Source organism: Pseudomonas sp. MYb2 (assembly GCF_002979955.1).
GTDB lineage: Bacteria > Pseudomonadota > Gammaproteobacteria > Pseudomonadales > Pseudomonadaceae > Aquipseudomonas.
Genome location: NZ_PCQC01000010.1, coordinates 178534 through 189660, shown reverse-complemented (window position 1 = coordinate 189660; position 11127 = coordinate 178534). Strand labels below are relative to the sequence as shown.

General features: G+C 59.7%; 10 protein-coding genes. 2 read left to right on the top strand and 8 right to left on the bottom strand.

Annotation, left to right across the window (positions count from 1 at the left end; all coding sequences use genetic code 11):
- Positions 1–57: 57 nt before the first annotated feature.
- From CQ009_RS18330 to CQ009_RS18310, 5 genes are all read right to left on the bottom strand, one after another.
- Positions 58–498, bottom strand: coding sequence for a carboxymuconolactone decarboxylase family protein (locus CQ009_RS18330; RefSeq protein ID WP_064389829.1), 441 nt, complete (start codon positions 496–498; stop codon positions 58–60).
- Between the two features lie 119 nt (positions 499–617).
- Positions 618–2060 (bottom strand): mechanosensitive ion channel family protein, encoded by a 1443-nt coding sequence (locus CQ009_RS18325; RefSeq protein WP_064389828.1) that lies wholly within the window; start codon positions 2058–2060, stop codon positions 618–620.
- Between the two features lie 209 nt (positions 2061–2269).
- A complete protein-coding gene (ycaC, locus tag CQ009_RS18320; RefSeq protein WP_105708004.1) occupies positions 2270–2896 on the bottom strand; it encodes an isochorismate family cysteine hydrolase YcaC in 627 nt (208 codons plus the stop codon).
- Positions 2897–2953: 57 nt separating this feature from the next.
- Complete coding sequence (locus CQ009_RS18315; protein WP_064116839.1) at positions 2954–3637, bottom strand: isochorismatase family protein; 684 nt, start codon at positions 3635–3637, stop codon at positions 2954–2956.
- Between the two features lie 86 nt (positions 3638–3723).
- A complete protein-coding gene (locus CQ009_RS18310) occupies positions 3724–4590 on the bottom strand; it encodes a pirin family protein (RefSeq protein WP_064389826.1) in 867 nt (288 codons plus the stop codon).
- Between the two features lie 105 nt (positions 4591–4695).
- Between CQ009_RS18310 and CQ009_RS18305 the strand changes: the two genes are divergently transcribed.
- Positions 4696–5604, top strand: coding sequence for a LysR substrate-binding domain-containing protein (locus CQ009_RS18305; RefSeq protein ID WP_105708002.1), 909 nt, complete (start codon positions 4696–4698; stop codon positions 5602–5604).
- A 218-nt stretch (positions 5605–5822) separates the two neighbouring features.
- Complete coding sequence (gene dkgB / locus CQ009_RS18300) at positions 5823–6626, top strand: 2,5-didehydrogluconate reductase DkgB (RefSeq protein WP_105708000.1); 804 nt, start codon at positions 5823–5825, stop codon at positions 6624–6626.
- 11 nt (positions 6627–6637) lie between these two features.
- Here the strand turns inward: dkgB and CQ009_RS18295 are convergent, their stop codons facing one another.
- The 3 genes from CQ009_RS18295 to CQ009_RS18285 form a co-directional block, all read right to left on the bottom strand.
- The gene (locus tag CQ009_RS18295; protein WP_105707997.1) at positions 6638–9856 is read right to left on the bottom strand and encodes a transporter substrate-binding domain-containing protein; all 3219 of its coding nucleotides are present in this window, start codon (positions 9854–9856) and stop codon (positions 6638–6640) included.
- A 10-nt stretch (positions 9857–9866) separates the two neighbouring features.
- Complete coding sequence (locus CQ009_RS18290; protein WP_064389822.1) at positions 9867–10493, bottom strand: response regulator transcription factor; 627 nt, start codon at positions 10491–10493, stop codon at positions 9867–9869.
- Between the two features lie 135 nt (positions 10494–10628).
- Positions 10629–11072, bottom strand: coding sequence for a chemotaxis protein CheY (locus CQ009_RS18285; RefSeq protein ID WP_064389821.1), 444 nt, complete (start codon positions 11070–11072; stop codon positions 10629–10631).
- Positions 11073–11127: the final 55 nt, after the last annotated feature.

Below are 11127 nucleotides of genomic sequence, written 5' to 3'. Positions count from 1 at the left end.
AAGCAAGATCAAAAGATCGCAGCCTTCGGCAGCTCTTACGGGGTTATGCGTTGAGGCTTAAGCCTGTGGGGTTTTGCGAAAGCCTACGGCCAGGCGGTTCCAGCTGTTGATGGTGCTGATCGCGACGGTCAGGTCGACCATTTCTTTCGGCGAGAATTGCGCGGCGACCACTTCGTAATCTTCATCCGGGGCGTGGGTCAGGCTCAGTTGCGTCAGTGACTCGGTCCACAGCAGCGCGGCACGTTCGCGCTCGCTGAAAAACGGCGCTTCACGCCATGCGGTGACCGCAAACAGACGACGCGGCGTTTCACCGCCCTTGATCGCATCGGCCGTGTGCATGTCGATGCAGAACGCGCAGCCATTGATCTGCGAAGCGCGCAACTTGACCAGTTCGACCAGGGTCTTTTCCAGCGGCAGCTTCGCGACCGCGGTTTCCAGGGCAATCATCGCTTTCAGGGCGTCTGGGGAGGCGGTGTAGAAATCGGTACGAGCTTTCATGGCGGTATTCCGGGGAATGTGAATGTGTGGCCTAAAGTAGTCCCGCAACGCCGCCGGACAAATAGCCAATCTCCCGGAAGACGAGTAGACCACTCACTTGCCCGGTTCCCGCAAGGCGCTCAGACCTTATTGCGCAGCCATTGCAAAAAACCCTTCCTGGCGACCACCGCCGGTGCGTCCGCCGTCAAGGCCTGGGCCTTGTGCAAACGGTAATCGAGCAAGGCTTTCATCGCATCGTTGATGTCGTGACGAGCATCCAGACACGGTTTCAGGTAAGTCTTTTCGATACGGTACAACGCACAGAAGGTTTTTGCGGCAAACGTCGCCGGCACGGAAGTGTCGGAGAGAATGCCCGCCTCCCCGATGACCTCGCCGGGCCCCATGCGCCCGGACTCGAACGGCGCACCATGACGAATCAAGGTCACCGTGACCACGCCGGATTCGATGATGAACAAATGATCGCTGACCTCGCCCGCCTCAAGGATCGTCTCGCCGGCGCGAAAAGTTTTCAGCGTCATGTTCTGGCTGAAGGTGTCTTTCTCTTCCTGACGCAACGTCGAGAAAATCGGCGAACTGTCGAGCAGCGCGCGCGGCCGCGACAGGTTGCTGGGCGCATTGCTTTCATCGCTCGACAGCAGATTGAACCCGGACGCCTGCAAGTGCCGGTAAGCCAGGTCGAACAGCTGATTGCGCACCACGCGTTTCTCGCCCATCGAGGCGACAAACCCGCTGATCTCGTATTCCGCACCGCTATTGCTGGAGTTTTTCAGCGCCACGCTCGGCGCAGGTGTGTCGAGCAATTGCCGACAACCCTGCATCGCCCGCTCCAGCGCATCGATCACCGAATTGGGCCGGGCATGCGGACTGACCTGCACACTGACCGAGACGCCAAACATATTGCTCGGCCGACTGAAGTTGATGATCTTGGCCTTGGCCGCCAGCGAGTTGGGAATCACCGCCATGCTGCCCTGGCTGGTTTGCAGACGCGTAGCGCGCCAGTCGATGTCGGTGACCCGACCTTCGGTACCGTCGATGGAAATCCAGTCATCGAGTTGATAAGGCTTGGTGGTGTTGAGGACGATGCCGGAGAACACATCGCTCAACGTACTCTGCAAAGCCAGACCGACAATGATCGCCAACGCACCAGACGTCGCCAGCACGCCTTTGACCGGCAGATCCAGCACATAGGCCAGCGCGGCAATGATCGCGATGAGGAAAATCACCGCGCCGAGCAAGTCCTGCAACAGCCGCCCGGTATGACCGACTCGCTGCATCATCACCGCGCCGATCAACACCGTCAGGGTGCGCGCGCCGAACAGCCACCAGCCAATCTGCAACCCGGTCGCCGCCAGATGCAGCGGCACGTTGTCGGCCCACGGTGCCGGCTCCATCGGATTGAGGCCTTCGTTGAACAACAGCACGCTGAACAGCGTGAAAATCAGCACCCGCACCAGCAGTTTCCACTCGCTGCCATGGGAGGAGATCAGGCGCCACAGGCCCAGATCGAGGAGGATCAGGATCAACGCGCAGAACAACGGATGTTCGGTCAGCAGAGACAGCATCAAACAACTCCGACGGGGGCCAATCGCGAGAAGATCGCACAGATTGAGCAAGTGTAGGAGCAATTGATTTCAGCGGATGAACGCCCGCGCAAAAACACCACAAAACCCATGTAGGAGCTGCCGCAGGCTGCGATCTTTTGATCTTTAAAAAACAACATCAAAAGATCGCAGCCTGCGGCAGCTCCTACACAGGTTTACGGGGTGACAGATTACTTACCGTTGGTCAGGCTGTTGTAGCTGGTGAACAGGTTGCGGTAGTCGGGGATATGGTTGGAGAACAGCGTGCCCAATCCTTCGATGTCGTTGCGCCAGTCGCGATGCAGCTCGCAGGCCAGACCGAACCAGGTCATCAATTGCGCACCGGCCGTGGACATGCGGTTCCACGCCGATTCGCGGGTCAGTTCGTTGAACGTACCGGACGCGTCAGTCACCACGAATACATCGAAGCCTTCTTCCAGCGCCGACAACGCAGGGAATGCCACGCAGACTTCGGTGACCACGCCAGCAATGATCAACTGCTTCTTGCCGGTCGCCTTGATCGCCTTGACGAAATCTTCGTTATCCCAAGCGTTGATCTGCCCTGGGCGAGCGATATACGGCGCATCCGGGAACAGCGCTTTCAGCTCAGGCACCAGCGGGCCATTGGGGCCGGTTTCAAAACTGGTGGTGAGGATCGTCGGCAGCTTGAAGTACTTGGCCAGATCGGCCAGCGCCAGCACGTTGTTCTTGAACTTGTCCGGGTCGATATCGCGCACCAGCGACAGTAGCCCGGCCTGATGGTCGACCAGCAGCACCGCAGCGTTGTTCTTGTCCAGACGTTTGTATTGAGTGGTCATTGCAGTAATCCTCGCGGGTTGAAGAGGCCGGCCGGTGGTCGGCCTCAGGAGACTCGATCAGCGCTGGGAATCCAGCACTTCGTGTTCGTTCGCGACTTGCTGAGCCTTGAGGTAGCTCTCGATCAGCAATTGATAATGCGGCATGGCCTGGGCGTAGACGGCCGCCCACTGCTCGGCATCGGGACGGTTCCACGAGCCTTGCAGCTCGGAAAGCGTAGCCATGATGTCGATCGGCACCACCCCGGCCTGGGCCAAACGGGCGACGGTCAGATCAGTGGCCAGTTTCGAGTGATTACCGGACGCATCGACAACGGCGAACACCTTGTAGCCTTCATGCACGGCAGCGATGGACGGGAACGCCAGGCAAACGCTGGTCAACGTGCCGGCGATCACCAGGGTTTTCTTGCCGGTAGCTTTGACCGCCGCATGAAACTCAGGATTGTCCCAGGCATTGATTTCGCCTTTGCGCGCCACGTATTGCGCATGCGGCGCCGCTTCGTGAATCTCCGGAATCAGCGGCCCGTTCGGCCCTTGCGGCACGGAGGCCGTGGTGATGACCGGCATTTTCAGCAGGGTCGCGGCCTTGGCCAGCGCGATGGCATTGGCGCGCAGTTGCGGCACGTCCATGTCCTTGACGATCTGGAACAGACCGCTCTGGTGATCGATCAGCAGCATCGCTGCGTCGCTGGCATCAATGGTCGGTTTCTGGCCGTCGAAGTTCGCGGCATTGACTGTGTTCATGTGCGTGTCCTCTTTTCTTTAGGCAACAGCCATCCCTGGCCTGCGAACCGGCCTACGCGTCCTGTGTAGAGCGGAGTGGTTGTGCGTTAAGCGTGCATCTGGCCGAAGCGGCCGGACTGGAAGTCGGCGAAGGCCTGGTGAATTTCCTGCTCGGTGTTCATCACGAACGGGCCGTGGCCGACGATCGGTTCGTCGATCGGCTCGCCGCTGAGCAGCAACACCACCGCGTCCTGGCTGGCCTCGAGGGTCAGTTGATGACCGTCACGTTCGAACAGCGCCAACTGCCCTTCACGCACCGCTTCCACACCGTTGACCTGCACCGAGCCTTTCAATACCACCAGCGCGGTGTTGCGGCCTTCGTGCAGCTCCAGCGTCAGCAACTTGCCGGCGTTCAGGCGCAGATCCCATACGTCGATTGGCGTAAAGGTGCGCGACGGGCCGGTGTGGCCGTCGAACTCACCGGCAATCAGACGCAGGCGGCCGGCGTTGTCCTTGAGCGCGATGCTCGGGATGTCGCTGTCGAGAATGGTCTGGTAGCCCGGCGCGGCCATTTTGTCCTTGGCCGGCAGGTTGACCCACAGCTGCACCATTTCCAGTTTGCCGCCGGTCTTGGCGAAGTTTTCCGAATGAAACTCCTCGTGGAGGATCCCGGACGCGGCCGTCATCCATTGCACATCGCCCGGGCCGATGACGCCGCCACTGCCGGTCGAATCGCGGTGCTGCACTTCGCCTTCATACACGATAGTCACGGTTTCGAAACCACGGTGCGGATGCTGACCAACGCCACGCCGTTCGGTGGTCGCGGTGAAATCGGCGGGACCGGCGTGATCGAGCAGCAGGAACGGGCTGATGTGTTTGCCCAGGTTGTCGTAGGAAAACAGCGTGCGAACCGGGAAACCATCGCCGACCCAATGGCCGCGCGGGCTGGTGTAGATACCGATGATGTTTTTCATGGTTGTCTCCAATGGGGGTGAGTGATGCGATGGATTAAGCTTAAATCCATGACCTTTAATGCACTAGACTGCAAAAATCGGCCTTAGCGTTCTATCTGGAGAACGATGGTGGAAGACCTCAACACTCTCTATTACTTCACTCAAGTGGTCGAACACCACGGTTTCGCCGCTGCCGGGCGCGCGCTGGACATGCCCAAATCAAAACTCAGCCGGCGCATTGCCGAGTTGGAAGAACGCCTCGGCGTGCGCCTGCTGCACCGCACCAGCCGTCATTGCTCATTGACCGAGATCGGCCAGGCCTATTACCAGCGTTGTCTGGCCATGCGCATCGAAGCCGAGAGCGCCGCCGAGCTGATCGAACGCAACCGCTCCGAACCGCAAGGCCTGGTACGCCTGAGTTGCCCGACGGCGCTGCTCAACTCGTGGGTCGGGCCGATGCTCACGCGCTACATGCTCAAGTATCCGCTGGTGGAGTTGTTCATCGAAAGCACCAATCGCCGGGTCGACTTGCTTCATGAAGGGTTCGACATCGCGCTGCGCGTGCGTTTTCCGCCGCTGGAAAACACCGACATGGTCATGAAGGTGCTGGGCAACAGCACGCAATCGGTGGTCGGTAGCCCACAGTTTGTCGAACGCCTGTCGTCACCGCCCTCGCCCGCTGACCTCAATGGTTTGCCGAGCCTGCACTGGGGCGCAGCGCAGCGTGAATATCAGTGGGAGTTGCTGGGGCCGAATGACAACACGGCGCTGATTCGCCATACGCCACGGCTGGTCACCGATGATTTGATCGCGTTGCGTCAGGCGGTAATTGCCGGGGTTGGCGTGGCGCATTTGCCGAGCGTAGTCGTGCGAGAGGACATTGCCGCCGGGCGCGTCGTGGAGTTGATTCCGGGCTGGGCACCGAAATGCGGGGTGGTGCATGCGATCTTTCCGTCGCGGCGCGGGTTGTTGCCGTCGGTGCGTACGTTGATTGATTTTCTCGGCGAGGAATTTGCGCACAGCGATATAGCCTGAGACCGAGTCGCGGCCATCGCGAGCAGGCTCACTCCTACAGGAGACCGCGTTCCAATGTAGGAGTGAGCCTGCTCGCGATAGGGCCAGCCCAGACAACAAAAATCACTGAGTGGATTCATGACTTCTGCTCAACAGTGCTTTGCCCCACCAGCGGTTTTTCTCAACGATGCAGACGCGGATACTCCTGCCCATTCCCACTGCAACCCTTGGAGTCCTGCATGTCTGTTCCCGCTTTCGGTCTTGGTACGTTTCGTCTGCAAGGCCAGGTCGTCATTGACTCAGTGAGCACTGCCCTCGAACTCGGCTACCGGGTCATCGACACCGCGCAAATCTACGAAAACGAAGCCGATGTCGGCGAGGCCATCGCCGCCAGCGGCATCCCGCGTGAAGAGCTGTTCCTCACCAGCAAGATCTGGGTCGCCAACTTCGCCAAGGATCGCTTGATCGACAGCCTAAAGGACAGCCTGCAGAAATTGCAGACCGACTACCTCGACCTGACCTTGATTCACTGGCCCTCGCCGGAAAATCAGGTGCCGGTGGAAGAATTCATGGGCGCGCTGCTGGAGGCCAAGCGCCTGGGCCTGACCCGGCAGATCGGTGTGTCCAACTTCACCATCGATTTGATGAAGCAGGCGATTGCTGCGGTCGGTGCAGAAAACATCGCGACCAACCAGATCGAACTGCATCCGTACCTGCAGAACCGCAAAGTAGTTGAGTTCGCTCAGCGCCAGGGCATCCACACCACGTCGTACATGACCCTCGCCTACGGTGAAGTGCTGAAAGACCCGCTGATCCAGCAGATCGCCGAACGTCTGCACGCCACCCCGGCGCAAGTGACCCTGGCGTGGGCGATGCAATCGGGTTACGCGGTGATTCCGTCGTCGACCAAACGCGCCAACCTGCAAAGCAACCTTGCCGCCACGGCGCTGACCTTGAGCGATGCCGACATGGCGCTGATTGCCACGCTGGATCGCGGCCATCGCCTGACCAGCCCGAAAGGCATTGCGCCTACCTGGGATTGACTCGGCACCCGTCAGCTTTGCAGGCGTTGCGCGAGGCCGGCCATGGCCTCGCGCAACGCATCGCTCGACGTATCCAAAGGCGCCGCGTGCGCTTCGCGGCACGCCTGTTCAAGCTCGATACACGCCGCCACCACCCGCGCGGCCCCGACCATCTGCGCCCCACCCTTGATGTGATGAGCCAGTTCGCGAAGCCCTGCGCGATTCTGCTCTTGCTGCAACAGATCCAGACGTTGCAGATCGAGGTGCAAGCTGTTCAGCACCTCCTTGCGTAAATGCTCGATCAAGCCACGATCATTCCCGGCCATTTGCTCCAGGGTGCTCAGATCGATCTCCGCCAATGCTGGCGCCGCGCTGGAGGCCGCCGCGATGTCGCAATGACTGGCCGCCATCAATGCCTGCGCCAGATCGTGCAAGCGGATCGGTTTGAACAGGCACTCGTCCATGCCGGCCTTCAGGCAGCGCGTCCTTTCCTCGGCCTGCGCGTTGGCGGTAAAACCAAGAATCAGGCAAGGCTTGCGCCCGGCAATCGCTTCTTCTTCACGAATGGCCTGCGCCAGTTGATAACCGTTACGCCTCGGCATATTGCAATCGGTGATCACCACATCGAACGCTTGCGTACGCCAGCGCTCAAGACCTTCATCACCGTTTTCGGTGTCGACCGTGCGATGGCCGAGTTCACTCAACTGCCAGCACAGCAGCAGACGGTTCACCGGGTGATCGTCCACCACCAGCACACTCAGAGAACACGCAGCAGAAACGACGGCTTGCGGGGGTGCCGGGGTCTGAGCGAGGGCGGCCAACAGCGTCAGTTCAAGACTGACTTCGACTTGCGTTCCCTCACCCGGCGCGCTGTCGAGTCGCAGCGTGCCGCCCATCATTTCGCAGAGGCTGCGACTGATGACCAGGCCCAGCCCGGAACCGCTGCGTGCCGACTGCGAGTGATTGCTCGCCTGCACGAACGGGCTGAACAAGCGCCGCCGATCGTCGTGGCTGATCCCGACCCCGCTGTCCTCGATCCGCACTTTCACGGCTAGTGTTTCTGTTACCGCTGCGCTCACCACCAGCCGCAGACTGACCTCGCCTTCTTCAGTGAACTTGATCGCATTGCTCAGCAGATTCGACAGCACTTGTTTGAACCGCGTCGGATCAATCAGCACATCAACGTTGCTGCGGGGATCCAGTTCGATGTGCCACAGCAAGCGCTTCTGCCGCGCCAGCCCTTCAAACACCCGACACACTGACCCCACCAGTTCGCGCAGGTTGGCGCGTTCGGGCGCGAGGGACAAATGCCCGGACTCGATCCGCGCGATGTCGAGAATGTCGCCGATCAAGGCCAGCAATTGTTGCCCGGCGTTGGACGCCACCTGAATCGCCAAGCGGTCGGTCACGCCTTCTTCTGCGCGCTTGAGGGCCAGTTCGAGCATGCCGATCAAGGCATTCATCGGTGTGCGGATTTCGTGGCTCATGGTCGCCAGAAAGGTAGTTTTCGCCCGATTCGCATCGTCTGCTGCGTCCTTGGCTTCCTGCAATTGCTGCAACCATTGCTGGCGTCGGCGGATCTGCTGGCGCTGAAAAACGATCCAGGCCAGCGCGAGTGCCAGCAAGACCGCCGCACCGGCGAACCCCAGCAGAATCTCGCGGCGATGTTGTAACCAGTAACTGCCATCCACCACCACATCGTGGCTCCAGCGTTCAACCAGTTCGTCCATCTGTTGCGGGGCGATGCTCAACAGCGCCTTGTTCAGGATCGAATGCAGTGCCGGCATTTGCGGGGATGTCGCCAGCGCAATGCGCGCCGGTTGATCACCGACCGTGCCGGTGATGCGCAGACGTTCGCGGTAATGGCGCGCGATCAGAAAGCGCGCCACCAACAGCGAGCTCACCGTGGCGTCGACTTGACCTTTGGCAATCAATGCCATGCCCTCCGCGGGACTTTTGACCTCGACCAGACGCAGACGCGGCACGCGGCCCAATAGATAACTGCGCAAAGGATGGCCGCGATAAATGGCCAGCCGTTTTCCGGCCAGGTCATCAAGATGGAGTGGCCCCTGAACAGTGATCGCACTGACCAGCACAAACGGATTGTTCAGGTAGGCGCGGGTAAATTGCAGTTCGATTTCACGCTCGCTGCTCGGCGTCACCACCGGCAACACATCCAGCTCCCCGGCCTTGAGCTGTTCGATCTGACGATCCAGCGATGCCCCGCGCACGATCTCGAAGTTCAACCCGCTGCGCTGACTGATCAAACTCAGCAAATGCGCGGACAACCCGCTGAAGCGGCCGTCGGCATCGAAAAACGTCAGCGGCGCAAAATCGTCGATGGCACCGACCCTCACCCGTGGATGCTGGTCCAGCCAGGCCTGCTCACTGGCACTGAGTTGCACCCGTGATTGTTCAGCCATCTCGGCAAGGCCAACGCTCCAGCGCTGCTCGATGCGTTGGCGATGCTCCATGGGAATGGCGGCCAGCACCTTGTCGACGATGCGTTTGAGGCGTACATCGCTGCGCAACAAGGCAAAAGCGAACGAATTGGCGTCCAGCCCTGACGGGCCGGCTAATTGCAGGTCGTTGCGATAATTGGTGTTGATCAGATAGTTGGCACTGATGAAGTCGCCCAGATACACATCATCCGCGCCGAAGGCCACCGCACCGAGCGCATCCATTGCCGAAGGGTAACGCTGCACACTGGCATAGGGATAAAACCCCTGCACATTCGCCAGCGGCAAATAGTCCTCGACCATGGCCAGACGCTTGCCGGCCAGATCGCTCGGCAATTGTTCTTCGAGCCGGGTCACCAGCATCGGCTGATCTTCAGCGTAGGCACGGGACAGGATGACGGCGGGGTCGGCGGCTTCAAAACTGTTGGACGTGCCCAGCAGATCGAGATCGCCGCGTTTAAGTGCCGCCATCACCGCGTCACGGTTGGCAAAACGCTGGACTTCGATGCGCACGCCGAGTAATTGCGCCAGCAGATCTGCGTAATCGGCAGTCAGCCCCTCGAGTTCCTGTTGATTGCGGGTAATTTCGAACGGCGGGTAATCCGGCCCGGAAATCCCCATGCGCAGCACCGGGTGCTGACGCAGCCACTGGCGGTCCTGCTTGTCCAGTCGCAGCTGGACGTTTGCCAGGCCAGTACGGGTCAATACCTGCAGCACCTGCGGCGCGTCACCCGCCCAACTGCTGGCGATCAGGCTCAACCACAGGCAGACAATCCAGCATCCGTGCCTCATGTGCGCTTGCTCAGATCACATGATTGCGCTTGGCGAACTCGCGCAAGAGCACCAATGAGTACACCCCGAGTTTTTTCATCAGACGGGTTTTATAGGTGCTGACGGTTTTGTGGCTCAGGTGCATGTCCGCGGCAATCGCCTTGTTCGATTTGCCCCGCGCCAGTTGCTCGAAAATGCTCAGTTCACGATCGGAAAGCTGATCGACCATCTGCTTTTCCGTAGTCTGCACCGCGTTCAACACACTGAGGTTTTCCGGCATCGAGGAAAAATAGGTGTAGCCCGACATCAGCGCCTGAATGGCTTTGTGCAGATGGTGCAACTGATTGGTTTTGGTCACATAGCCCATGGCCCCGGCACGCAGACAGCGCTCCTGATAAAACAGAGGGTCGTGAGAACTGAAGATCAGAACCCGGCAACGAGGATCATTGGCCTTGATGCGTGCCAGCACCTCCAGCCCGTCGAGTGCCGGTAAACGCAGGTCGAGTATCACCAGTTGCGGCTTGTGTTCACGAAAGAGCGACAGCACCTCGTTGCCGCTGGACGCCTCGTATATCTGCTTGAATCCTTCGGCTTGCAATACGATCCGGATGGCGGCGCACACCACTGGATGATCGTCGACGATCAGCGCTGACTTCATGGCCACTCCCAGTACAAAGTCTGACGAACAGGCCACCGATTGGGGCTGCTCCGGACTCAGTGGCTGCGCAGGGACTGTTACACGTAACGGCGCGCAAATCACCTGTCAGATCTGACAGGTGCAGGAAGTGCTTTTCTATGCATGCGCAGCGCTCTGCACCAACGGATTTACCCTGGGGGCTGATAACGTCTGTGCCCGTGCCGGAGCGTCGACCAGCGCCATCAACTGCTCGATCAACTGTTTTGATGGCAGTGACAAATGGCTGATCTGTACATTTTCCTGAGCGAAGCCGGAAGCCAGCTGCAACGGCGCCGTTTGCTCGTTGTAGATCAACGCCTGACGAACCTGCGGGTTATCGAGGAAAAAACCCAGCAGATCCAGTGAGCCTGCAGCGAGTTCGGCGTTGATGACCACCACATCGAAGGGCTCGCAACCGTAGTCCACCAGAGTCAGCAGCTCGGTAAGGTTCTGCACCGGAGCAATGCGGTAATAATTGAGGCCATTGAACAGTCGCTCGATTTTCATCCGGTGAAAATGCTGAGGGTCTGCGATCAGAATGCGCAGGGCTTTATTGATCATGATCGATCTCCCGGGGTCACGGTTTCTGGGTGCGGCAAGACTACGCAAGCTGCGT

Coding starts and splice junctions, on each gene's coding strand:
- CQ009_RS18330 (WP_064389829.1), bottom strand. CDS start 498: ATGAAAGCTCGTACCGATTTCTACACCGCCTCCCCAGACGCCCTGAAA.
- CQ009_RS18325 (WP_064389828.1), bottom strand. CDS start 2,060: ATGCTGTCTCTGCTGACCGAACATCCGTTGTTCTGCGCGTTGATCCTG.
- ycaC (WP_105708004.1), bottom strand. CDS start 2,896: ATGACCACTCAATACAAACGTCTGGACAAGAACAACGCTGCGGTGCTG.
- CQ009_RS18315 (WP_064116839.1), bottom strand. CDS start 3,637: ATGAACACAGTCAATGCCGCGAACTTCGACGGCCAGAAACCGACCATT.
- CQ009_RS18310 (WP_064389826.1), bottom strand. CDS start 4,590: ATGAAAAACATCATCGGTATCTACACCAGCCCGCGCGGCCATTGGGTC.
- CQ009_RS18305 (WP_105708002.1), top strand. CDS start 4,696: ATGGTGGAAGACCTCAACACTCTCTATTACTTCACTCAAGTGGTCGAA.
- dkgB (WP_105708000.1), top strand. CDS start 5,823: ATGTCTGTTCCCGCTTTCGGTCTTGGTACGTTTCGTCTGCAAGGCCAG.
- CQ009_RS18295 (WP_105707997.1), bottom strand. CDS start 9,856: ATGAGGCACGGATGCTGGATTGTCTGCCTGTGGTTGAGCCTGATCGCC.
- CQ009_RS18290 (WP_064389822.1), bottom strand. CDS start 10,493: ATGAAGTCAGCGCTGATCGTCGACGATCATCCAGTGGTGTGCGCCGCC.
- CQ009_RS18285 (WP_064389821.1), bottom strand. CDS start 11,072: ATGATCAATAAAGCCCTGCGCATTCTGATCGCAGACCCTCAGCATTTT.